The organism is Salmonella enterica subsp. arizonae (assembly GCF_008692845.1).
GTDB classification, from domain to species: Bacteria; Pseudomonadota; Gammaproteobacteria; order Enterobacterales; family Enterobacteriaceae; genus Salmonella; species Salmonella arizonae.
The window spans coordinates 334,751-357,665 of the sequence record NZ_VXJW01000002.1 but is presented as its reverse complement, the minus strand read 5'-3'; the positions used below and the strand labels follow the sequence as shown (position 1 = coordinate 357,665).

At 48.6% G+C, this 22,915-nt stretch carries 21 protein-coding genes, 1 tRNA gene and 8 pseudogenes; 13 read left to right on the top strand and 17 right to left on the bottom strand.

Annotation, left to right across the window (positions count from 1 at the left end; translation table 11 throughout):
• Positions 1 to 44: 44 nt before the first annotated feature.
• The 4 genes from purK to ppiB all read right to left on the bottom strand — a co-directional run bounded on the left by purK (position 45) and on the right by ppiB (position 2,955).
• The gene (purK, locus tag F4V61_RS06340) at positions 45 to 1,112 is read right to left on the bottom strand and encodes a 5-(carboxyamino)imidazole ribonucleotide synthase (RefSeq protein ID WP_079828097.1); all 1,068 of its coding nucleotides are present in this window, start codon (positions 1,110 to 1,112) and stop codon (positions 45 to 47) included.
• On the bottom strand, positions 1,109 to 1,618 hold the full coding sequence (gene purE / locus F4V61_RS06335) for a 5-(carboxyamino)imidazole ribonucleotide mutase (RefSeq protein ID WP_058819188.1): 510 nt from the start codon (positions 1,616 to 1,618) through the stop codon (positions 1,109 to 1,111). Before purE ends, purK begins: the two co-directional genes overlap by 4 nt.
• 117 nt (positions 1,619 to 1,735) lie before the next feature.
• Positions 1,736 to 2,458 carry a UDP-2,3-diacylglucosamine diphosphatase gene (lpxH, locus tag F4V61_RS06330; protein ID WP_079828099.1) on the bottom strand — a complete coding sequence of 241 codons (723 nt, stop codon included), beginning with the start codon at positions 2,456 to 2,458 and terminating at the stop codon, positions 1,736 to 1,738.
• A gap of 2 nt (positions 2,459 to 2,460) precedes the next feature.
• Positions 2,461 to 2,955: a peptidylprolyl isomerase B gene (gene ppiB / locus F4V61_RS06325; RefSeq protein ID WP_058819190.1), complete on the bottom strand. Its 495-nt coding sequence runs from the start codon at positions 2,953 to 2,955 to the stop codon at positions 2,461 to 2,463.
• Positions 2,956 to 3,127: 172 nt separating this feature from the next.
• Here ppiB and cysS point away from each other — a divergent pair, with 172 nt between their 5' ends.
• The gene (cysS, locus tag F4V61_RS06320) at positions 3,128 to 4,513 is read left to right on the top strand and encodes a cysteine--tRNA ligase (RefSeq protein ID WP_000912370.1); all 1,386 of its coding nucleotides are present in this window, start codon (positions 3,128 to 3,130) and stop codon (positions 4,511 to 4,513) included.
• Between the two features lie 110 nt (positions 4,514 to 4,623).
• Here cysS and ybcJ read toward each other — a convergent pair whose 3' ends face one another.
• Both ybcJ and folD read right to left on the bottom strand, forming a co-directional pair.
• Positions 4,624 to 4,836 carry a ribosome-associated protein YbcJ gene (ybcJ, locus tag F4V61_RS06315; protein ID WP_000190276.1) on the bottom strand — a complete coding sequence of 71 codons (213 nt, stop codon included), beginning with the start codon at positions 4,834 to 4,836 and terminating at the stop codon, positions 4,624 to 4,626.
• A gap of 1 nt (position 4,837) precedes the next feature.
• The gene (folD, locus tag F4V61_RS06310; protein WP_000729169.1) at positions 4,838 to 5,704 is read right to left on the bottom strand and encodes a bifunctional methylenetetrahydrofolate dehydrogenase/methenyltetrahydrofolate cyclohydrolase FolD; all 867 of its coding nucleotides are present in this window, start codon (positions 5,702 to 5,704) and stop codon (positions 4,838 to 4,840) included.
• A gap of 544 nt (positions 5,705 to 6,248) precedes the next feature.
• Between folD and fimA the strand changes: the two genes are divergently transcribed.
• From fimA to sfmF, 6 genes are all read left to right on the top strand, one after another.
• Entirely contained in the window at positions 6,249 to 6,812 is a 564-nt protein-coding gene (fimA, locus tag F4V61_RS06300; protein WP_079904210.1) for a type 1 fimbrial major subunit FimA, read from the top strand.
• 74 nt (positions 6,813 to 6,886) lie between these two features.
• Positions 6,887 to 7,420, top strand: a complete 534-nt coding sequence (gene fimI, locus F4V61_RS06295) for a type 1 fimbrial protein subunit FimI (RefSeq protein ID WP_079904211.1) — start codon at positions 6,887 to 6,889, stop codon at positions 7,418 to 7,420.
• Between the two features lie 43 nt (positions 7,421 to 7,463).
• The gene (gene fimC, locus F4V61_RS06290) at positions 7,464 to 8,156 is read left to right on the top strand and encodes a type 1 fimbria chaperone FimC (RefSeq protein ID WP_080161099.1); all 693 of its coding nucleotides are present in this window, start codon (positions 7,464 to 7,466) and stop codon (positions 8,154 to 8,156) included.
• Positions 8,157 to 8,186: 30 nt separating this feature from the next.
• Complete coding sequence (locus F4V61_RS06285; RefSeq protein ID WP_080152933.1) at positions 8,187 to 10,799, top strand: fimbrial biogenesis usher protein; 2,613 nt, start codon at positions 8,187 to 8,189, stop codon at positions 10,797 to 10,799.
• 13 nt (positions 10,800 to 10,812) lie between these two features.
• Entirely contained in the window at positions 10,813 to 11,820 is a 1,008-nt protein-coding gene (fimH, locus tag F4V61_RS06280) for a type 1 fimbria D-mannose specific adhesin FimH (protein ID WP_079828103.1), read from the top strand.
• Between the two features lie 9 nt (positions 11,821 to 11,829).
• On the top strand, positions 11,830 to 12,348 hold the full coding sequence (gene sfmF, locus F4V61_RS06275; RefSeq protein ID WP_058819196.1) for a fimbria assembly protein: 519 nt from the start codon (positions 11,830 to 11,832) through the stop codon (positions 12,346 to 12,348).
• A 45-nt stretch (positions 12,349 to 12,393) separates the two neighbouring features.
• Here the strand turns inward: sfmF and fimZ are convergent, their stop codons facing one another.
• From fimZ to fimW, 3 genes and pseudogenes are all read right to left on the bottom strand, one after another.
• Entirely contained in the window at positions 12,394 to 13,026 is a 633-nt protein-coding gene (gene fimZ / locus F4V61_RS06270; protein WP_079828105.1) for a fimbria biosynthesis transcriptional regulator FimZ, read from the bottom strand.
• Between the two features lie 602 nt (positions 13,027 to 13,628).
• Complete coding sequence (gene fimY / locus F4V61_RS06265) at positions 13,629 to 14,354, bottom strand: fimbria biosynthesis regulator FimY (RefSeq protein WP_080161100.1); 726 nt, start codon at positions 14,352 to 14,354, stop codon at positions 13,629 to 13,631.
• A 373-nt stretch (positions 14,355 to 14,727) separates the two neighbouring features.
• Positions 14,728 to 15,323, bottom strand: a pseudogene (gene fimW / locus F4V61_RS06255) (fimbria biosynthesis transcriptional regulator FimW).
• 253 nt (positions 15,324 to 15,576) lie between these two features.
• Between fimW and F4V61_RS06245 the strand changes: the two are divergent.
• A tRNA-Arg gene (locus F4V61_RS06245) sits at positions 15,577 to 15,653 on the top strand.
• A gap of 15 nt (positions 15,654 to 15,668) precedes the next feature.
• Here F4V61_RS06245 and F4V61_RS06240 read toward each other — a convergent pair.
• A pseudogene (locus tag F4V61_RS06240) lies at positions 15,669 to 16,112 on the bottom strand (site-specific integrase); the annotation flags it as partial.
• A gap of 16 nt (positions 16,113 to 16,128) precedes the next feature.
• Between F4V61_RS06240 and F4V61_RS22330 the strand changes: the two are divergent.
• The 3 genes and pseudogenes from F4V61_RS22330 to F4V61_RS06225 form a co-directional block, all read left to right on the top strand.
• Positions 16,129 to 16,881 carry a hypothetical protein gene (locus tag F4V61_RS22330; RefSeq protein ID WP_416378251.1) on the top strand — a complete coding sequence of 251 codons (753 nt, stop codon included), beginning with the start codon at positions 16,129 to 16,131 and terminating at the stop codon, positions 16,879 to 16,881.
• Positions 16,882 to 17,071: 190 nt separating this feature from the next.
• Positions 17,072 to 18,040 carry an SPI-2 type III secretion system effector SseI gene (gene sseI / locus F4V61_RS06230; RefSeq protein ID WP_079828110.1) on the top strand — a complete coding sequence of 323 codons (969 nt, stop codon included), beginning with the start codon at positions 17,072 to 17,074 and terminating at the stop codon, positions 18,038 to 18,040.
• A 100-nt stretch (positions 18,041 to 18,140) separates the two neighbouring features.
• Positions 18,141 to 18,556 (top strand): annotated as a pseudogene (locus tag F4V61_RS06225) (IS66 family transposase); the annotation flags it as partial.
• A 131-nt stretch (positions 18,557 to 18,687) separates the two neighbouring features.
• Here the strand turns inward: F4V61_RS06225 and F4V61_RS06220 are convergent.
• Both F4V61_RS06220 and F4V61_RS06215 read right to left on the bottom strand, forming a co-directional pair.
• Positions 18,688 to 18,783: pseudogene (locus F4V61_RS06220) on the bottom strand (SOS response-associated peptidase); the annotation flags it as partial.
• A 254-nt stretch (positions 18,784 to 19,037) separates the two neighbouring features.
• Positions 19,038 to 19,586 (bottom strand): annotated as a pseudogene (locus tag F4V61_RS06215) (integrase core domain-containing protein); the annotation flags it as partial.
• 53 nt (positions 19,587 to 19,639) lie between these two features.
• Here F4V61_RS06215 and F4V61_RS22325 point away from each other — a divergent pair.
• Positions 19,640 to 19,888: a putative peptidoglycan-binding domain-containing protein gene (locus F4V61_RS22325; RefSeq protein ID WP_058819201.1), complete on the top strand. Its 249-nt coding sequence runs from the start codon at positions 19,640 to 19,642 to the stop codon at positions 19,886 to 19,888.
• Positions 19,889 to 20,079: 191 nt separating this feature from the next.
• On the opposite strand, the gene F4V61_RS06205 is transcribed toward F4V61_RS22325, so the two are convergent.
• The 3 genes and pseudogenes from F4V61_RS06205 to F4V61_RS06195 all read right to left on the bottom strand — a co-directional run.
• Positions 20,080 to 20,457 carry a DUF1353 domain-containing protein gene (locus F4V61_RS06205; protein WP_079827800.1) on the bottom strand — a complete coding sequence of 126 codons (378 nt, stop codon included), beginning with the start codon at positions 20,455 to 20,457 and terminating at the stop codon, positions 20,080 to 20,082.
• Positions 20,458 to 20,541: 84 nt separating this feature from the next.
• The gene (cdtB, locus tag F4V61_RS06200) at positions 20,542 to 21,351 is read right to left on the bottom strand and encodes a cytolethal distending toxin S-CDT (RefSeq protein WP_079827802.1); all 810 of its coding nucleotides are present in this window, start codon (positions 21,349 to 21,351) and stop codon (positions 20,542 to 20,544) included.
• A gap of 303 nt (positions 21,352 to 21,654) precedes the next feature.
• Positions 21,655 to 21,921 (bottom strand): annotated as a pseudogene (locus F4V61_RS06195) (IS3 family transposase); the annotation flags it as partial.
• Positions 21,922 to 22,018: 97 nt separating this feature from the next.
• On the opposite strand from F4V61_RS06195, the pseudogene F4V61_RS22780 reads away from it, so the two are divergent.
• Positions 22,019 to 22,135 (top strand): annotated as a pseudogene (locus tag F4V61_RS22780) (hypothetical protein); the annotation flags it as partial.
• On the opposite strand, the gene F4V61_RS22775 reads toward F4V61_RS22780, so the two are convergent.
• Together F4V61_RS22775 and F4V61_RS06180 are read right to left on the bottom strand one after the other, a co-directional pair.
• The gene (locus tag F4V61_RS22775) at positions 22,098 to 22,577 is read right to left on the bottom strand and encodes a hypothetical protein (RefSeq protein WP_416378252.1); all 480 of its coding nucleotides are present in this window, start codon (positions 22,575 to 22,577) and stop codon (positions 22,098 to 22,100) included. The pseudogene F4V61_RS22780 and the gene F4V61_RS22775 overlap by 38 nt on opposite strands.
• 155 nt (positions 22,578 to 22,732) lie before the next feature.
• Positions 22,733 to 22,906 (bottom strand): annotated as a pseudogene (locus F4V61_RS06180) (helix-turn-helix domain-containing protein); the annotation flags it as partial.
• Between the last annotated feature and the right edge of the window lie 9 nt (positions 22,907 to 22,915).

Below are 22,915 nucleotides of genomic sequence, written 5' to 3'. Positions count from 1 at the left end.
AGGAGCCGGGAAAGGGGAAGATCATTCACCCGGCATTTTATGTGTTATTTAAGCTTACTTTGCGCCCAGATAATGCTGCTGGCGTATTCTGGCGGCAAGAGCGGAGAAAGCGCTTCCAGAGTAGCGCTAAGACGTGACGTATCGTTGTCGGTCAGATTAAGATGGCCGACTTTTCGCCCTGGATGTACCGTTTTATCATACCAGTGCAGATGCACCAGCGGCAGTTTCAGCCAGTCGTAATTTAGCGTACTGCCGATCAGATTGACCATCACCGACGGGGCGTTAACCACCGGCGCGGGCAACGGCAGACCGGTAATCGCGCGCAGATGCAATTCAAACTGACTGATGCTGGCACCATTTTGCGTCCAGTGTCCGCTGTTATGCACGCGCGGCGCCAGCTCGTTGATTAACAGACCTTCCGGCGTGATAAAACACTCCATCGCCATCACGCCGACGTAGTTCAGCGCCTGCATAATTGCTGACAGCATTGATTCCGCCTGCTCCTGCTGCCCGGCGTCCGCCTGTGGGAAAGCGACGCTGGTCCGCAAGATGCCGTCCTGATGCAAATTGTGCGTCAGCGGGTAGAAGACGGTGTTGCCATCGCGCGCGCGCGCGCCGACTAACGACACTTCGCCGGAAAAATGGATACCACGCTCAACAATACATTCGCCATAACAGTCATCCGGCAGTTCCCCGGTTTCGTCCGCGCGTAGACGCCACTGCCCGCGACCGTCATAGCCGCCAACGCGACGCTTAACGATCGCCAGTTCGCCCAGTTTATCGAACAGACCAGACCATTGGCCTTTATCTGACAACAGTTCCCAGGGGGCGGTCGCCAGTCCCAGTTTGTCGAAAAGCTGCTTTTGTGTCAGACGGTCGGCGATGATCGGAAATACATCGCGATTGACGAAGGCCGGGTGGCGCGCCAGCTCGCGGGTAAGCGCGGTTTCCGGCCAGCGCTCAATTTCTGCGGTAATGACGCTATGCTGTACCGGAACGGCGGTAGGCTCCGCATCCAGGCCAACCGGCCAGACGGAGATACCCAGCGGTTCGCCCGCCTGACGCAGCATCCGACCCAGTTGTCCGTTGCCGAGAACGCAAACTTGCTTCATAGCGTCCCCCGTGGATTGGGATTTTCCAGTACTTCATCGGTTTGCGCCTTGCGCCAGTTGCTCAGGCGCTGGTGCAGCGCATTATCGTGTGTGGCCAAAATTTGCGCTGCCAGCAGCGCGGCGTTCGCAGCCCCGGCTTTGCCGATAGCCAGTGTACCCACCGGAATGCCACGCGGCATCTGAACAATGGAGTAAAGGCTATCCACACCGCTTAATGCTGCGCTTTGTACCGGAACGCCGAGTACCGGCACCAATGTTTTTGCCGCAATCATTCCCGGCAGATGCGCCGCGCCGCCCGCGCCGGCAATAATCACGTGATATCCGTTCTCTTCCGCCGTTTCGGCGAAGCTGAACAGTTTATCAGGGGTTCGATGGGCGGAAACCACTTCTACATGGTGCGGAACATCCAGAATTTCAAAAATTTCGGCGGCGAATTGCATGGTAGTCCAGTCGCTTTTGGACCCCATCACGATGGCGACACGCGCCGGATTATTGCGGGAAGACATGTGTCTTAAAACTCCTGTGGTGCGGGACACGCTGCTTTTGAGGTGTCAGAGAATAGCATGATAATCAGCCAAGGAAAACGGTTGCGTGCTCGCCGTAATAGACGATTCGACGATCATTTAAAAGGGAAAGGCGATTAACTCAACGTCGTCCGGCGTGACTTTTACCATGGAACCTTCATGGTGCCATGCGCCTAACACCACGCGGAACGCGGGCTGACCGTTAGCTGAAAGTTCATGCACTGCCGGGCGGTGGGTATGACCATGAATCAACCACTGTACGTGGTGTTTCTCCATGTCGGCGACGACGGTCTGCGCATTGACGTCCATAATATCCAGCGATTTGCTGCTGTTGGCGGATTTACTGCCGGCGCGCAGTCTGGCGGCGATACGGCGGCGGATAAACAGCGGCAGGGTAAGGAACAGTCGTTGGACCCACGGATTATGGACTTTGGCGCGAAACGCCTGATAACCGGCATCATCGGTACAGAGCGTATCGCCGTGCATAATCAGCACTTTGCGGCCATACAGATCGAGTACCTTTTCTTGCGGCAGGAGCGTCATTCCGCTTTCGCGAGCAAATCGCTTGCCAATCAGGAAGTCGCGATTACCATGAATAAAGAAGCAGGGAACGCCAAAATCCACCACCGCTTTGATGGCGGCGGCTATCTCACGATGTAGCGGATCAGGGGAGTCATCGCCAATCCAGGCCTCGAAGAGATCGCCAAGAATATACAGCGCGTCGGCCTGACGGGCTTCTGTAGTTAAAAAACGCAGAAAACCGGCGACGATCGCCGGTTCTTCCGTTTGCAGATGCAGATCTGCAATAAACAGTGTCGCCACGCTTACTCGCTGACGGTCACGTTTTCAATGATGACGTCTTCTTTTGGTACGTCCTGGTGCATACCGCTGCGACCAGTGGCGACGCCTTTGATTTTATCTACCACGTCCATACCTTCTACGACTTCCGCAAAGACGCAGTAGCCCCAGCCTTGCAGACTTTCGCCGGAGAAGTTCAGAAAGTCATTGTCTGCCACGTTGATGAAGAACTGCGCGGTAGCGGAATGTGGCGCCTGAGTACGCGCCATTGCCAGCGTACCACGGGTATTCTTCAGGCCGTTGTTGGCTTCGTTTTTGATAGCTTCTTTGGTAGCTTTCTGATTCATGCCTGGCTCAAAGCCGCCGCCCTGAATCATAAAACCATTAATCACACGGTGGAAAATGGTGTTGTTATAAAAACCTTCACGGCAGTAGTCCAGGAAGTTTTTAACTGTTTCAGGCGCTTTATCGTCAAAGGTTTTGATTACGATATCGCCGTGATTAGTGTGGAAAGTAACCATTTTTGCATCCTGTTCCAATAGAGTGGTGCTTTAGCCCTCAATAGGGCCCATATAGGGGTTTGTTATAGCATAACCGTAAGCTGCGATCACCTTGCAAAGTGTGCTGCTTCGATGATGAATAATATGTATCATACGGAGATTATTACCCACACACGTCTATACGGAATCTTCGATGTTAAAAATTTTTAATACACTGACGCGCCAAAAAGAGGAATTCAAACCCATTCATGCCGGGGAAGTCGGTATGTACGTGTGTGGTATCACCGTTTATGATCTCTGTCACATTGGCCACGGGCGTACGTTTGTCGCTTTTGACGTTGTCGCGCGCTATTTGCGTTTTCTCGGCTATAAGCTGAAGTACGTGCGTAACATTACCGATATCGACGATAAAATCATTAAGCGCGCCAATGAAAATGGCGAAAGTTTTGTCGCGCTGGTCGACAGAATGATTGCGGAAATGCATCAGGACTTCGACGCGCTGAATATTCTGCGTCCGGACAGCGAGCCGCGTGCAACGCACCATATTCAGGAAATTATCGAGATCACCCGAACCTTAATCGAGAAAGGACATGCCTATGTGGCGGATAACGGCGATGTGATGTTTGATGTACCTACCGATCCGACTTATGGGCAGCTTTCTCGTCAGGATCTTGAGCAGCTTCAGGCGGGGGCGCGCGTTGATGTGGTTGACGTGAAGCGTAACCCGATGGACTTCGTGCTGTGGAAGATGTCGAAAGAGGGCGAGCCGAGCTGGCCGTCGCCGTGGGGCGAAGGGCGTCCGGGCTGGCACATTGAATGTTCGGCCATGAACTGCAAGCAGTTGGGCAACCATTTTGATATTCACGGCGGCGGCTCCGATCTGATGTTCCCGCATCATGAAAACGAAATTGCCCAGTCCACCTGCGCGCATGACGGCGAATACGTCAACTACTGGATGCACTCCGGCATGGTGATGGTGGATCGCGAGAAGATGTCCAAATCGCTGGGTAATTTCTTTACCGTGCGCGACGTGCTGAAATACTACGATGCGGAAACCGTGCGCTACTTCCTGATGTCCGGTCATTACCGTAGTCAACTGAACTACAGCGAAGAGAACCTCAAGCAGGCGCGCGCCTCGCTGGAGCGGTTATACACAGCGTTGCGCGGAACGGATAAATCAGCGGCTCCGGCGGGCGGCGAGGCGTTCGAAGCGCGTTTCGTGGAGGCGATGAACGACGATTTCAATACGCCGGAAGCCTACTCCGTCCTGTTTGATATGGCGCGTGAAGTCAACCGACTCAAGAGCGAAGATATGACGGCCGCGAATGCGATGGCGTCTCATCTGCGAAAAATTTCCGGCGTGCTGGGGCTGCTGGAGCAGGAGCCTGATGCCTTCCTGCAAAGCGGCGCGCAGGCGGATGACGGTGAAGTCGCGGAAATCGAAGCCTTGATCCAACAACGTCTGGATGCCCGTAAAGCAAAAGACTGGGCGGCGGCGGACGCGGCGCGCGATCGTCTCACTGAAATGGGCATTATTCTGGAAGACGGCCCGCAGGGAACCACCTGGCGACGTAAGTAATTGTCGTATTGCCGGATGGCGACGCAAGTCATCTTATTCCGGCCTACCGTGCATCGTATAGTAGGCCGGATAAGGCGTTAGCCGCCATCCGGCGCATTCACCGCCGCAACTCAGGCGGTGACTTTCACGCTTTGACCTTCAAAGCTGACGGTTTGCCCGGCGACAATTTTGCAGCGTTTACGAGTTTCAACCGCGCCATCGACCTTGACCAACCCGTCGGCAATAGCGATTTTCGCCTGAGCGCCGCTTTCGCTCCAGCCTTCCAGCTTGAGCAGATCGCATAGTTCGACGTGCGGGTGCTTGCCTAAAGAGAATGTCGCCATGTTATTTTCCTTGTGGATCGTGATATTCAGTGCACGCCTGCAGCGTGTTTTCGATAAGCGTGGCGACCGTCATCGGACCGACGCCGCCCGGTACTGGCGTGATGTATGACGCGCGCGCCGCAGCCTCTTCAAACACGACATCGCCAACGACTTTGCCATTTTCCAGACGGTTAATACCGACATCAATCACAATCGCGCCTTCTTTAATCCATTCGCCGGGAATAAACCCCGGTTTACCGACGGCGACAATGAGCAAATCAGCATGTTCGACATGATGACGCAGATCTTTGGTAAAGCGGTGCGTAACGGTAGTCGTACAGCCAGCCAGCAGCAACTCCATGCTCATCGGGCGTCCAACGATATTGGACGCGCCAATGACCACCGCATTCAGGCCGTAGGTATCAATGTTGTAACGCTCAAGCAGGGTCACAATACCGCGAGGCGTACAGGGACGCAGGCGCGGCGCACGTTGACACAGACGGCCAACGTTATAAGGGTGAAAACCGTCTACGTCTTTATCCGGCGCGATACGCTCCAGCACTTTTACGTTGTCGATACCTGCCGGTAAAGGCAACTGCACCAGAATACCGTCGATCGTGCTATCCGCATTCAGAGTGTCAATAAGCTCCAGCAGTTCGGCTTCGCTGGTGGTTTCCGGCAGGTCATAGGAGCGGGAGACGAACCCCACTTCGTCGCACGCTTTGCGTTTGCTTGCCACATAAATCTGTGAGGCCGGGTTGCTGCCGACCAGCACCACAGCCAGGCCGGGAGCGCGAAGACCCGCTGCGACGCGAGCCTGAACTTTTTGAGCAACCTCAGATCGCACCTGCTGCGCAATCGTTTTACCGTCAATAATCTTTGCTGCCATCAGAGAGAGGATTCCATCTGTTACTTCAAGTCAAAGGGGATAACGCTATTTTGTCAGAAGCGGGCCTCGCTGTCAGTTAACGTTTGTGTTTCCGATGCGATCGCTTCGTCTACCCCTCCGTTGACGAAGGTGATGCGTGACCAGTGGACGCGCCGGGATTAACCAAAAAAAACAATTCATCACTCTGGTCATTGTTAACGTCATTCCCCGTCGCTAATAGTACCAGGCGGTATAACGCCACCCTTTATACAAAATAACATTGGACCATTCTTATATCTTAATAAGAATTAACTTAGGCCATTAAAAGAGTTTGCGGCTATTTTTTATTTATCGAAATGTTTAATTTATTATCGTGACGAAGTGCCATATTTGCACAAATTAATTACTGCTTCTGATACTCAGGTGAGAAACAGAAAAGTAATGGTTTTGCAATATCTATCTTTACAGGATGAAGAGATAATTTTTCTGACATGCTATGTCAATAATAATTCAAACGGAACCGACAGGATGCCGGAACCGGATGTGTGTAATTCAAGGGAAATCCATGAAACATAAATTAATGACCTCTACTATTGCGAGTCTGATATTTGTCGCTGGCGCAGCGGTTGCGGCTGATCCTACTCCTACTCCAGTGAGCGTGAGCGGCGGTACTATTCATTTCGAAGGTAAACTGGTCAATGCGGCCTGCGCCGTAAGCACTAAGTCAGCCGATCAAACCGTGACTCTGGGTCAATACCGTACCGCCAGCTTTACGACGGTTGGCGATACGACGGCACTGGTGCCCTTTACCATCGTTTTGAATGATTGCGATCCGAAAGTGGCGGCCACTGCTGCTGTTGCATTCTCTGGTCAGGCAGATAAAACCAACAATAATTTGCTGGCCGTCTCCTCTGCGGACAATAGCACCACCGCGACCGGCGTCGGGATTGAGATTCTTGATAATACCTCCTCACCGTTGAAGCCGGACGGCGCGACTTTCTCGGCGAAGCAGGCGCTGATTGAAGGCACCAATACGCTACGTTTTACCGCACGCTACAAGGCAACCGTCGCCGACACGACGCCAGGCCAGGCTAATGCCGACGCCACCTTTATTATGAAATACGAATAATCCCGTCAGGGAACGCCAGGGAAGGAAGACGCCTCAATGGAAGAGGCCATCGGAGATGAAAGAGAACATAGCAGATGATAAGGAAAGGCGCGGCGCTAGTGGGGCTTCTTTGGCTGTCGCCCGTCATTGCGCAGCCGGTAATGGTGGAGAGCGGGCGTATTCACCTGCGCGGACAACTGGTCAACGGCGGTTGTGTTGTTGCTACTGAAAGTCAGGATTTGCGCGTACTGATGGGACAGTATCGTACCAATGCTTTTGCCGGTCCTGGCAGCTTCGCTCCCGTCAGCGTGCCATTTTCGTTACGGTTAATCTCCTGTAGCGCGGAGGTCTGGCGTCATGTTGGTATTGCGTTTGCCGGCGTTACGCCTGCGGAAGATCCCCATGTTTTTCTGGCCAGAGGCGAAGGTATCGGGAATGCCGGAATCGGCCTGGCGTTATTTGACGATCAGCAGCGGCAAATCATACCTAACTCGTTACCGCTTCATTACGCGCCCATTTTAACGCAAGAAATGACTTTTCATTTTACCGCCCGTTATCGGGCAATTTCAGAAAATATGACGCCGGGACGAATTCATTCAGAAGTGTGGTTTACGCTGGTTTACCCGTGATTTTTCTTGCCGACATAACTTAATGCAAAAGGTATTTTTTACCATGCTGAATAGTATAAAATTAGGATTTATTGTTCTTCTCACGCTATTTACCTCGCTGAATGTACAGGCGGCGGGGGGAATTGCATTAGGCGCCACGCGTGTTATTTATCCCTCGGCGGCGAAACAGACTTCTCTGGCAATCAGTAATAGCGATACTAAAGAACGTTATCTCGTCAATTCATGGATCGAAAATAGCGCCGGGCAGAAAGAAAAAACGTTTATCGTTACGCCGCCTTTATTCGTCAGCGAACCCAAAAGCGAAAACACGCTGCGTATTATCTACGCCGGGCAACCGCTACCTGTGGATCGGGAGTCGTTATTCTGGATGAACGTGAAAGCCATCCCGTCGGTAGATAAAAGTCATATTGAAGGAAAAAACGTTCTGCAACTGGCGATTCTGTCGCGCATCAAACTGTTCGTGCGTCCGGCGAATTTGCCGCAGACGCCGGAAGAGGCGCCTGCCTTGCTGAATTTTTCCCATGTCGGTAATTATCTCAAAGTAACCAACCCATCAGCTTATTACCTCACGCTGGTCAATATCAGCGTGAGCGCGAAAAAGATCGGTAACGTGATGATCGCGCCAAAAAGCGACGTGCAAATTCCCTTACCGGCTGGCACGCAGGGGAACGTGACATTTCAGACCGTCAATGATTACGGCGCATTGACGACGGCTACAACGGCCAGTCTCGGGTAAGCAGGGCGCGTGAAGCCACATGAGAAAACAATGAAGAAGACAACCTGGTTTGCAGGACGATTTCCCGGCTATGTGTCACCGTTGAGCGGCGTGGCACTGTCGGTACTGGCGGCGCTGTATCCGCTGACGAGCCGCGGCGAAAGTTATTTCAACCCTGCGTTTTTGTCGGCGGATACCGCGTCCGTGGCGGATTTATCTCGCTTTGAAAAAGGTAATCATCAGCCGCCCGGTATCTACCGGGTGGATATCTGGCGTAACGACGAATTCGTAGCGACGCAGGATATTCGTTTTGAGGCTGGCACAGTGGGCACCGGCGATAAATCCGGTGGCCTGATGCCTTGTTTTACACCGGAGTGGATGAAACGGCTGGGCGTGAATACCGCGGCGTTTCCGGTCTCAGATAAAGGCGTTGATAGCACGTGTATTCACCTTCCTGAGAAAATTCCGGGCGCGGAGGTCGCGTTCGATTTCGCGTCGATGCGCTTAAATATTAGCTTGCCGCAGGCGTCAATGCTCAACAGCGCGCGTGGATATATCCCGCCGGAAGAGTGGGATGAAGGGATACCCGCCGCGCTCATTAATTACAGTTTTACCGGTAGCCGCGGAACAGACAGCGATAGCTATTTTTTGAGTCTGCTGAGCGGTTTGAACTATGGCCCCTGGCGGCTGCGTAATAACGGAGCCTGGAACTATTCGAAAGGGGACGGCTATCATTCGCAACGCTGGAACAACATTGGCACCTGGGTACAGCGCGCCATTATTCCGCTGAAAAGCGAGCTGGTCATGGGGGACAGCAATACCGGGAACGATGTTTTCGACAGCGTCGGCTTTCGCGGAGCGCGTCTGTACTCTTCTGACAATATGTATCCCGATAGCCTGCAGGGCTATGCGCCCACGGTCAGAGGGATCGCCCGGACGGCGGCAAAGCTGACGATACGACAGAACGGATATGTTATCTACCAAAGCTATGTGTCGCCGGGCGCGTTTGCGATTACCGATCTCAATCCCACCTCTTCCAGCGGCGACCTTGAGGTGACGGTAGATGAAAAAGACGGTAGCCAACAACGTTACACGGTGCCTTACTCTACCGTTCCGCTATTGCAGCGTGAGGGAAGGGTGAAGTATGACCTGGTGGCCGGGGATTTTCGCAGCGGCAATAGCCAGCAGTCTTCGCCATTCTTTTTCCAGGGGACGGTAATTGCCGGTCTGCCAGCGGGAATTACGGCTTACGGCGGTACGCAACTTGCCGATCGTTACCGTGCCGTGGTGGTCGGGGCGGGGCGAAATTTGGGCGACTGGGGCGCCGTGTCGATTGATGTCACGCATGCGCGCAGCCAACTGGCAGATGACAGTACCTATCAGGGGCAGTCGTTGCGTTTTCTGTACGCCAAATCGCTGAATAACTACGGCACCCATTTTCAACTACTGGGCTACCGCTATTCCACGCGCGGATTTTATACCCTTGATGATGTGGCATACCGCAGCATGGAAGGTTACGACTACGAATACGATAGCGACGGACGACGTCATAACGTGCTGGTGGCGCAAAGCTACCACAATCTCAGCTACAGCAAAAAAGACCGTTTTCAGGTCAACATTTCGCAAAATCTGGGTGATTACGGATCACTGTATCTTTCCGGTAGTCAGCAAAATTACTGGAATATGTCGGATACCAATACCTGGTATCAACTGGGATACGCCAGCGGATGGCAAGGTATTAGCTATTCGCTGTCATGGTCGTGGAACGAGTCGGTGGGGATCTCAGGCACTGACCGCATTCTGGCATTTAATATGTCCGTTCCGTTTAGCGTTCTGACCGGACGACGCTATGCGCGCGACAACATTCTCGATCGTACTTATGCCACGTTTAACGCCAACCGCAACCGCGACGGCGACAATAGCTGGCAAACCGGTGTGGGCGGTACGCTCCTGGAGGGACGTAATCTGAGCTACAGCGTGACGCAGGGGCGTAGCAGTACCAATGGCTACAGCGGCAGGGCCAGCGCTAACTGGCAGGCAACTTACGGTACGCTGGGCGTGGGGTATAACTACGATCGCGATCAGCATGACTATAACTGGCAGCTTTCTGGCGGCGTAGTCGGTCATGCGGATGGGATTACGTTTAGCCAACCGTTGGGCGATACCAATGTCTTGATTAAAGCGCCGGGAGCGAAAGGCGTGCGCATCGAAAACCAGACCGGCGTGAAAACGGACTGGCGGGGCTATGCGGTAATGCCCTACGCCACGGTATATCGCTATAACCGCGTCGCGTTAGATACCAACACGATGGACAACCATACCGATGTCGAGAATAACGTCAGCAGCGTGGTGCCGACCCAGGGCGCGCTGGTGCGGGCTGCTTTTGATACGCGGATAGGCGTAAGGGCAATCATTACCGCGAGGCTTGACGAACGTCCGCTACCGTTTGGCGCGATAGTACGAGAAACCGCCAGCGGCGTTACCAGCATGGTCGGCGATGACGGGCAAATTTATCTGAGCGGCTTACCGCTAAAAGGCGAACTGCTGATCCAGTGGGGAGAGGGGAAAAATGCGCGTTGTCTCGCCCCTTACGCCCTGGCGGAAGATAGCCTGAAGCAGGCGATTACGATAGCCAGCGCGACCTGTATTCGTCCGTCGTCATAAAAGGAAAATAGAGATGAAAATATACTCAGCGCTATTGCTGGCGGGGACCGCGCTCTTTTTCACCCACCCCGCCCTGGCGACAGTTTGCCGCAATTCAAACGGAACGCCGACCGATATCTTTTACGACCTGTCAGATGTTTTCACCAGCGGCAATAATCGGCCGGGACAGGTGGTTACGCTGCCGGAAAAATCAGGCTGGGTCGGCGTAAACGCGACGTGCCCAGCGGGGACGACGGTGAATTACACCTACCGTAGCTATGTATCAGAAGTACCGGTACAAAGCACCGAAGGAAATTTTAAATACCTCAAGCTGAATGACTATCTTCTGGGCGCGATGAGCATCACCGATAGTTATTCTGGCGTATTTTATCCGCCGCGTAACTATATTCGTATGGGCGTCGACTATAACGTGTCGCAGCAAAGGCCGTTTGGCGTGCAGGACTCAAAGCTGGTTTTTAAATTAAAAGTGATACGGCCTTTTATTAATATGGTGACGATCCCTCGCCAGACGATGTTTACCGTCTATGTGACGACCTCTACCGGCGACGCGTTGAGTACGCCGGTATATACCATTAGCTACAGCGGTAAAGTGGAAGTACCGCAGAACTGTGAAGTGAATGCCGGCCAGGTAGTGGAGTTTGACTTCGGCGATATTGGCGCGTCGTTATTTAGTCAGGCGGGGGCGGGTAATCGTCCGCAAAGCGTCACGCCGCAAACAAAAACCATTGCCATCAAATGTACCAACGTCGCGGCGCAGGCCTATTTATCCATGCGGCTTGAAGCCGAAAAGGCCTCAGGGCAGGCGATGGTGTCTGATAATCCGGATGTAGGCTTTGTGGTTGCTAATAGCAACGGCACGCCGCTTATGCCCAATAATTTGTCAAGTAAAATTCCGTTTCGTCTTGATGATAACGCCGCTGCTCACGTAGGTATCCGCGCATGGCCTATCAGCGTGACGGGGAATAAACCGGTCGAAGGGCCGTTTACTGCGCGCGGCTATCTACGAGTAGATTATGATTAAGGAGGCGTTATGTTCCTTCGGCGTGTTCTCATCACTATCGGTTGTATTTTGTTCAGTCTACTGTGTCAGGCCAATTCATCTCTGGGCGACATTAATATTGAACTGCGCGGTAACGTAGTGGATTTTACTTGCGCCGTAATTGCGGGCGACAGTAACAAGTCGGTTAACCTCGGTACCTGGCCGACAAAACAGCTTCACGCCGCCGGTGACGCCACACCACCGGTGGCATTTAGCCTGAAACTTGAAGGCTGCCCGCCGGGGTCGGCGTCGATAACGTTTTCCGGGACGCCGACGCCCGGCACGGCATTACTGGCGCTGGCTGATACGGTAATGGCGCAAAAACTGGCGATTGAAATTCGCGATGGCGATCAACGTCGATTGCCGCTTGAACAGGCCAGCAAGGCCGTTGATATTGACAATAACGGCAATGCGTCTCTGACATTCTATGCGAACTATATCGCCTTAGCGGATGGCGTGCAGCCCGGTGTTGCTAACGCGGATGCGACCTTTATGATCAACTATAATTGATGTACGCTATTATGACTCCCGAACGATAATTCGCCGGGAGTACGCTTACAATAATTCGTGTGATTTGGCGTAATCGATAAGTTCAACAAGAGAATGAAGGCCAAGTTTAGAAAATATATTGGCCTTATGTGCGCTGATAGTTTTATTACTCAATAAAAGTTGCTCAGCAATTTCTTTGTTAGACATCCCATTTGCCAGATAGCGCAGCACGGTAACTTCGCGGTTAGAAAGCGGCATATCATGGTGTCTGCCTTTAGGCGTGCGGGTACTGCTGATGAAATTAAGTGTCTCAGATGGAAAAAAAGAATAGCCGGATAAGATCATTTCTACCGCATTATAAATATCATTGAGGTCTTTGCGTTTGCTCACAAATCCGTTTGCACCCGCTCTTATTGCTCTTCCGGCATAAAAAGCCTCTGATTTTGACGATAAAAAAAGTACCCTGGTATTTTGCTGGATAGATTTGATCCGTTTAAGCAAGGTAAATCCGTCGGTACCAGGTAATTCAATATCCAGGATGACAAGATCGACAGGATAAGTACGTAGATACTCTATCGCAGTTCGGCTATCATCCGTTTTCAGGACAACCTGAATATTGCTATTTTTACCAAGTAAAACTTCGATTGACATTCTTACTATAGGGTGTTCGTCCATAATGATAACAGATGCAGGTTTCATTGTTGTATGCCTCAGACTGTTATGCGTCCTTCGTTTTGGAATAAGCGTCAGACACCTTGAAGATTATTAAATAGTCAGTTCCACACACCATGCGGTGGAGCAATAATAAAGAATGAGACCTCCCTGTTGGCTGGCTATTTTGCGTAAGAACAATAAATATATGGCATACCCATTTCGCACCAACAAAAAAGAAATTTCTGATTAAGTAAAAGCAATATGGATTATACCTGGTCTGATTTCTCGGAAAAGTCTTGTGAGTTGCGAATTACGAACAGCGGTTAGGATATTCTGTAGCGTTATATTGAATTTGCGCATTATAGAGTTATTTTCTTTAGAGTTGATATTAGCTGAATTAATCCATTGTTTTTAGCTGTAAAAATAATATAAAAAGCTAATTGTTTAGTGTTTGTTATGTAAAAAAGAAAGGTTTTTACGCTGAGTGTCTCAAAGAACGAGGAAGGACAGGGGGGCGTGTATGGAAAGGATGTTTATCGCTTACCAGGACAAGTTGTAAATATTAATTTTATGTGAAAATTTTACATTTAATCGGGGTGAAAATAAGTAATTTCTTAAAAAATCTTATTCGACAGAAAGTTAGTTCGTTAAAATATGTCGGGGAAAGTAACGTTTAGTTGCTGGATCAGCCGAAGAAAGCTTTGTCTGTGAGGGAGGTTAAGAAGGGTGATAAGTTGATTAAGCCGATAAACCACACGGTGATAATGTATCCGTTGCTGGCGCGCTATTTCTTTTAAAGAGGCGCCTTGCGCTAAATTTTCAATCATCAACCAGTCAGTGCGGCTAAAGCTTTCGGACAAGAGAGGAACGGTGGAACCCGATAATAAGGTTTCGCGTAATGAAGCCATATTTTGCCGCCTCGACAGGACAAAAAAACGACCAGCCATACGGATAAACTGTGCTATAGCGGGGGCTTTATCTGATACCAGCAGGTAAATCTGGATATCGCTTCGTTTCCTGCTGAGCGCGCGTAGCTGGCTAAGCGCCTCAACGCGTGACACGGGTAGTGACTCTATATCCACAATTAGCTGTCTGAGCGAACTCTCTTCGATCCGCAAAGAAATATCCTGCAGTGAGCGGAATGCTGCGGTGCGCTTTCCGGAAAATAAGTAGCGACTTAGCGAATACCCCATGTAGTTGTCTGTTGTAATTATTACCTGAGAAATGATACCAGCCGGAAAAGCATAATAGAGCTGTTGGTTCAGTAATTCAAGGCAATCAAATATCTGCGGCGCTGGAGAGTGATAACGGCAGGTGCTGTCTTTGGTCCTTCTGAAACAACGATATCTTTCTCTGCGTGGTATGCTGCGCATCCTGCTTTTTCCATTTCCTCATTTATATCTGGTAATGTCGCTGGCTATAAATAATCTTGCCTCATCGCTGCACCAGAGTAAAAAGCACTGCATCGTTGCTCTGATCTTTCAATGCCTTCTATCAGCACACTGGCTGCGCTCTTATATTCAATAGAAATAGCCCGGCGCATTTTTATGCAGCTCAGATACAAGGTTCCTGGATGTCCTTTCAAATATTCCACCAGATATTTATTATACAGCCATATATTTTCGATTCCTGAATCTATCAGGATATTATGGGTATCATTTTGGCAGTGTTAAAAAAATGCCAGTAGGTATCGTTACTTAATTATTGGTGAGATATTTCGCAAGCCTTGTAAAACGTTAAGTAAGTTTACTGACTGATCAAGAAATGAAGATTAACGCTAATATACTGTAAGAACTGCTGCTCCGTTTTAACATGTAATTTTCGCAGAATGTTCCGTCGGAGTGACTTTATCTGCTCTTCTGAAAATGAAAGTAATGCGGCCGTTTTGCTTAAATGATAACCACTGGCGATCAGTTTTAACAGATGACGTTCTGTTACAGAAAAATGATGAGTCGTGCGGTAGTGGCAAATGGTAGAGGGAACGCTATGTCGAAGCGCTCGCTTATGCAAAATCAATATCCTTTTATGGGTGATTTCTTCAATATCATCTCCTCGATAAATATGCGGTAACATATACAGACATGGCCTGAACATGAGCTTTTCTTTATCGTATTCATTACAAATAATCACCCGCAACTGATGTTGGGTATGCATCGGTATCTGGTAACAGCCTGCGCTGAACCAATCATCATCCAGTGCCAGAAATGGGACATCGGCATTATCATCTCTTCTGGCGGCAGAAAGTAAATTTTCTGCTGCCACTGATTCACCAGACGCGCCATGATGATTTTCAAACCATGCTCAAAGTGACGGTTTTGTTCCTTAATAGCGATACGCAGCATAAAAAATATACTAAATAGCTGGTGAATTATAGTGAAATATTAAAGGAATTTATTGATTTTCTAAATACTGGCGGCCTTAATTGTCACTTTATGCATACTGAGTTGTGCCCAGGCGATTTCCTGGAACCACCCTGGCGTCAGAAAAGATGATATTCGTACACTTAGTCAGCAACCGGAACAAAAGCCATTGACTCAGGAAGACCTGACCGTATAATTCTCCCGTTTCGTCTACATGAAGTCTTCACTTCACAAGGCGCCCTTAGCTCAGTTGGATAGAGCAACGGCCTTCTAAGCCGTGGGTCGCAGGTTCGAATCCTGCAGGGCGCGCCATGATATATCAACGAGTTACGCCTTCTTTATTTCCTCCATAATTATGGAGTGGGACATATTTGGGACATCATCACCAAAAATGTCGTCTATTTCCCTCGCGTGTTCTGTTAAATGATTAGGTGCAAGGTGAGCATATCTGCGAACCATTTCAATAGACTCCCAGCCACCCATTTCCTGAAGCACTGACAGTGGAACTCCGGACTGAATTAACCAGCTTGCCCATGTATGCCTCAGGTCATGGAGTCGGAAATCCTCAATGCCTGCACGACGACAAGCTGATAACCATGATGTCTTGCTGTCAATACGCATCTTCCTGACTGCTGGCGTTGATGTTCCATCTGCTCGCTTAGCCGCCGTGGTATGTACGAACACCCATTTGTGATGCTTGCCTATCTGATTACGCAACACTTTGCATGTGGTATCATTCAGCGCTACAACGATAGCGCGGTTAGGGGCGCTTCAGGTAAACAGAAATGTGACAAATGCAGGTGATCCACATTTACCAACATGTTCGTTTTTCCTCGGTGATGGGCAGGAAGCTGGTGGTAATGGTAAACCATATTCATATTCAACTATTCTGAACATTTCTGAATCAGGAAATACTGGTGAAAACGGTAATTATTCACAAGTTTCATTCCCGTCAATACAGGAGTCTGCTCCGCGAATTCGTCAAAGATTTGGCGGAAGCTCTCCGCGGTTAACCAACTGGCGAGACTTTCTGGTCAGGGACCTCAATACCTCAGTAGACACAAATGGTTTTATAAAGATAGCGTCTCCGGTTGTTAAAATTTATGCAGACGGTAGTTTTGATGTAAACAATGAGTCGGAGGGAATAACGGTAACGCGGCTTGCCGTTGGGGAATATTTGATATCTGGGTGTCTGGGGATGAACGCTGATGCTGCATGGGGCGGTACTGACGGAGGATTTGATATCCCGCTTGATATAAACAAGCAACCCCGTATCTGGCTTGATTATGAGGTAAATACAGACGGTTCGATTCTTGTAAAAACATACCATCGTACACATCCGCAATCGCCAAAATTTGCCAGAAACGAGATTGATAATCTGACAAATGGAGATCCGATTGATATACCGTCAGACTCATTTGTTTCTGTGCGTGTTGAAATGCCGGCTGACAGCATCTGGAATCAGAAACAGGAAGCCGTCCATATCGCTATGGTGGAAGCCAGGATGAAGGAAGAGCGGACTGATGGCAATAATGTGTAGCGATTATACATGAACAGCTTCTCCAGCCCTCTGGATTTTTTTTCAGTTAGAGGCGACAACTACCCTGACATGGGGGGGGGATGGCGGGACAACCATGAATCCGCCGATAACCTTATTGTGAAATTAAGACTAGGAAGAGATGATGTCTGCCGGACAGATACTATATGTAAATTTATAAAGGTTTTTTGTTATGCCCTTTCATGTTGGAAGCGGATGTCTTCCCGCCACCATCAGTAACCGCCGCATTTATCGTATTGCCTGGTCTGATACCCCCCCTAAAATGAGCTCATGGGAAAAAAGTAAGGAATTTTTTTGCTCAACGCACCAGACTGAAGCGCTGGAGTGCATCCGGGCGATTTGTCACCCGCCGGCCGGAACGACGCGGGAGGATGTGGTCAGCAGATTTGAACTGCTCAGGACGCTCGCGTATGCCGGATGGGAGGAAAACATTCATTCCGGCCTGCACGGGGAAAACTACTTCTGTATCCTGGATAAAGACAGTCAGGAGATATTATCAGTCACCCTGGATGACGTCGGGAACTATACCGTAAATTGCCAGGGGTACAGTGAAACACATCACTTAACCATGGCAACAGAACCGGAAGTGGAACGCACAGATATAACTTACAACCTAACCAGTGATATTGATGCTGCGGCCTATCTGGATGAATTGAAACAGAATCCAATGATAAATAATAAAATAATGAATCCGGCAGGGCAGTGTGAGTCATTAATGACTCCTGTAAGCAATTTCATGAATGAAAAAGGGTTCGATAATATTCGTTATCGAGGTATATTTATCTGGGATAAACCAACAGAGGAAATGCCAACAAATCATTTTGCAGTGGTTGGAAATAAAGAAGGAAAAGACTATGTGTTTGATGTTACAGCCCATCAGTTTGAAAATAGAGGTATGAGTAATCTGAATGGCCCATTAATTCTTTCAGCAGATGAATGGGTGTGTAAATATAGAATGGCAACAAGAAGGAAACTTATTTATTATACTGATTTTAGTAATTCAAGTATAGCAGCTAATGAATATGATGCATTACCACGAGAATTAGAGTCAGAATCTATGGCAGGGAAAGTTTTTGTTACATCACCGAGATGGTTTAATACCTTTAAAAAGCAAAAATATTCCTTAATAGGTAAAAGGTAAGCGCACCGTGGAGGACGTCTGTCAGAACCCTGTCAATCCGGCGATGATAGTGTCCACTTAAATTTGGATGGACACTATTACAGGTGACAGAGTCCACAGCCCGGCGCAAACACGGCTGTCGGTCAGGAAAGAGAAAAGCCAGTCGCTGTACGACTGGATACAGGCGCAGTTGAAAACGTTGTCGGTGCATGCGGAGATGGCGAAGGCGTTCGGTTATATGCTGAAGCAGTGTGATGCGTTGAACGTGTTCTCTGCAGCGACGGTCGGGTGGAGATCGACAACAACATCTGTGAAAACGCCTTACGGTGCGTGGCGCTGGGCCGGCGTAACTATCTGTTCTTCGGCTCAGACAGGGGCGGCGAGGCAGCGGCGATCATCTACAGCCTGCTGGGTACGTGCAAACTGAACGGAGTGGAGTCCGAGACATGGTTACGCGACGTGCTGTGGAAAATCAGCGACTGGCCATCGAACCGGGTGCACGAACTGCTGCCCTGGAACCTCGAAACCGTAAAATAATCCTTACGCTACGTCCTACACGGGACGCTTACTGAGTTATGAGGGTGAGGTGGTTTTCTTGGTGAGCATCTGAACGCCGGTTTGTGGGATAGGGCAGGTGGGACGGATTCGGGACAGTCATCCGTTTTTAACTATTGGCATGGATTGGTATCTTTTCGCATCATGGGACGTGTGAGCGCAGGTATGACGCGGTATGTTATTGACTTAGAATGTGGTTCCAGGAACTTCTAAGCCGTGGGTCGCAGGTTCGAATCCTGCAGGGCGCGCCATTTAAAATCATACAGTTACGCAATATTCACCAAGCACTTAAAACCGCCACATGTGCACTAACGTGTACACCTTCCATTAAATCCAATTTCTATTGCTCGTTTTTCTTCCAGCACTTTTTGCACCCTTTCAACCTGTAAATCTTCTCCATTTCCATGGCCTACTAAAAAAGAACCGGGCTTCTGGTTTGCTGGCGTTGTAGTCACTCCGGTTTTTAGTACCACTGCCAGTTAGAGTCTCCGGCCAGTTTTTGCCTTGCATAGGTAACCGGCGGTATGCCGCCAGGTGAGCTATGCGGGCGTTCCTCGTTATATTCCGTTCGCCAGTTTTCTGTTAACTCTCGGACTTCAGACAGCGTTCGGAACAGATACATATTGAGTATTTCTGTTCGTAATGTCTTATTGAACCGTTCGATAAATCCGTTCTGCATTGGCTTTCCCGGTTGAATAAAATCCAGTATGACTCCATGCTGCTCGGCCCACTCCGACAGGATGGCGGCGGTAAGTTCCGGTCCATTATCACTTCGGATAAACGCCGGATAGCCTCTTTCGGCGCTGAGCCGCTCCAAAACGCGCACTACGCGATGCGCCGGGATATTTAAGTCCACTTCGACTGCCAGCGCTTCCCGATTAAAATCATCGACTACGTTAAACAATCTGAACCGCCTTCCATCCATCAGCGCGTCACTCATAAAATCCACTGACCAACAGGGATTCATGTTAATGGGGACCGCCAAAGGCTGCGGGTTCCGGTTGGGCAAGCGTTACATGTCGACCGCCTTCAACTTCTTTCAGGACTCTCAGGATCTGGGATTCGGTGAAACGTTTTTTCTTCATAGCGTACCTCCATTGGTTGTATTTTAACCAGAGGACTCTATTAAGCGGTAAGACTAAATTTGGGGGAGACTACAGTCCACGTAATCTTTCGGCGCTGAAAATTTTCCTCTCTAGCCAGAAGAGCGAAGGTGAAATGATACTTATTCGTGCGCTAAATTGTAGTCAGAGGCAACGCTATCTGGAACTGGCTGAACAGCGTCAGGCTAATGAATTATTTACGTATGGATGAAGGAGTGTGTTAGACCATAATTTTCATTAATCTGCAACACAACTTTTTGCAATGGATAGATTAAAACAGTTTGTGTCACTTCCGGTGAAGCAGATAAAGTTATGAAGAATCATAATTACCATTAAAGGGTGGGGCCATGTTTTTTTTATAACACATCCAGTTTGTTAATTTTGAAACTCAGCCTGAGAAAATTAATCACACTGTGAAATATGAGAATTGTAATATTTCCATCCAAACATCCTTACAGCAAGATACATTAATATTCGTTTCTTTTTTGGCACACCGAGTACTTTCATTGCATCCAGGAATATTAGATCCGATTCTTTTCTGTTACGTAGTGAATAGTGGTACAAGTAATCGTGAATGATTGCTGCTTTAGCATATTCTCCATCCGGTGGTAACAGTGACCAGAAAATACGCGGAACAGTGGCTAGATCGGTAATGAAACCGACTGGTACTTCAATTACATCATTTTTATCTTTACTGAGATAAAATCTGAACGGCTCGTAAACCCGCCATCTATAATGACCTAACATTTCCATTATTGCTGGAGTAGTAAAACAACTCATAATTTTACCTGTTATTAAGCCCATGTGCTGTACTACCAAGGAATACATATCACGAAGACATTATTTTTATTGATGAACTTCTCATCAACAACGCCGTGCTAAAAACGCCACAGGATAATGATCAGAAGCGAGTTGTGGATTACGTGATGCTTCAACCCGTTGTGAATAAAGTGCTCGATCAACAATGACCCCATAATCTAAAATACCACCACCAATTTGCGTGGGTTCTGTAGGTGCGCGTACGGTTACAAATCTTTCCAGATGCTCAGTCATCAGGTCACTTTCGAGTCTGTCTGGGGCGCGATTAAAATCTCCGGCAAGAAACCAGGATAAATGCCGCATCTGAGGTTGTCTAAAAAAATTAGTGGTAACCCTGACAATAGCTGCAGCATCCGGACCTCCACTAGCCAGTGCGTGCGCCGTCAGAAAAACATCGTTACCCAGCCCGATGCCAATGACGGGGCGAGATGCGACAGTTGTCGGACGCAAGACATAAACATTATCCGCTCTTTGTCTGGAAACTATTGCCAGATTAACACGGCGTGCTCCAACATCAATACGCGAGTAGTAGATGTATCTTATATCCTGACGTCTGGTGGTTCCGAGATTCCAGGTGTACTCATCAATGGGAATACCCACACCAAAAGGCTGAATATGTCGTCCGGTAGGAACCGCCGAGGTGGGAATAGCACCGGCCTCCTGGACCATAAGAATATCCACACCGGAAGTACCACTTAAAAGCTGTCTGACATTGACATTCCATTTACTTTCTGTAGATGCTGAAGATCCCTGAAGATTCCAGGTCATAACTCTGTAGTCGCTGATATTCGCGCAGGCAAAAGAAATATAAGTGCAGATAATCATTATCAGAAGGTGAAAAAAGTTCTTTTTCATAATCTATTCTCTTGTTGAGTCGCTGAATTATTGTTGTTTGTTTAAATTGAATGATAAAAAATTTGTAGTTCTTGACGGTTTCATTAGTATTCGCCAGTATCATATTCGTTTTCTGGAAATGTTATCCTTTATCTGGATGATGATTGCATTTATAATAATATCCGTTCACAGTATTGCTTTTGATTGTATCTTGGCAATATATGCTTCATATTCCATACATTGCATATGGTAGTTTCAAAATACATCATGAACCGTAAATTAAACCGAAATAGATGTCTGATATAGAAGTAAATTTATATTTATTTAACGCAAGCAATTGATTGTTAGTGTGAGTAGAGTCAGACGATTTGAATAGCCACGGATAATCCAGACACTTCCGAACCGTTGATAATATTGGTTTTCGTATTCAGTAGATGGCATCTGATTGCTCGAACCATGCCAGCGTTTACTGTTATAAAACATTTCGATGTAATCAAAAATATCGCTTCGGGCTTCTTCCCGCGCTCCGTAGATCTTTTTCTTTATCAGTTCACGCTTCAGTAACTGGAAAAAACTTTCTGCAACAGCGTTTTATGGATAGTTTTCTGCATCAGGCGTCGTTCGGTGCGGGAAATTGGTACTATGATCGGCATCGCTCAGTCCGGTTGGTGATTTGTGATTTTTAGCTATTGATCAGCTCGTACAATCCGGACTGAGTTCCATCGAAGTATTCTCCTATTCGGCGCAGCTATTTATAACGCTTCGTTTTATTCAGGCGGGAAAACCTCAGCAGAATGGCTGTATTGAGCAATATAACCGGACGATGCGTTATGACTGTTTGGGGCAGCGCTACCTGATAATTTACACTTATCATTGTTACTAATGCTTAATAATTTTTGGGTTAGAGCTTGCGGGGAAACTGGTAACGATAAAGACTCTGTAGTCTCTAAGACTGCAGGGGTGCCGAGTAGAAAAACAATGCTTTCCAGGGGCTGGTACTCGAGGTTTATACGTTCCTGTAAACCTCTATTGTAGCCTTCAACATCCTTAGCTAATGTATTCTGCGGAACATGCTGATCATTTAAGACAAAGCATTGCAAAGAAGACTCATACTCGTGTATTGAGGTATGTTCATCTGAAGATGCAGAAGTTACAAATGTAGTCTCGTCCTCTAAACTAACTCTACTTACATGTGCATATAGAGCGACTGTAGTCGCCACCCTGTTAGTACTATCAATTGTAAACATGTTACCTCCCAAGCAAAACCACAAGTATGATTCATAACTCACTAAGATATAAATATATACGAATCCCATCCCAACAAGGGAAGACCCTTTTACATGCAGTAGTTTTCAGAGAAAAATAATTCAAGCCTGTCAGCATCTATAAATTACTACACCTGCTAACGTCTACAACATTTGGAACCTCCAGATTTATTAGCCGGGAATTTTCTGTATAGCGTCAATAGCCCTACATCATAAATAATCGCTACCTGTCGCCGCGGCGCACCTGACCCCATAAGGCACCTGGCCTGCGCTCATTGCCCTGGCGTCAACTTTGGGCTGCGCCCGCCAATTATCTCCGG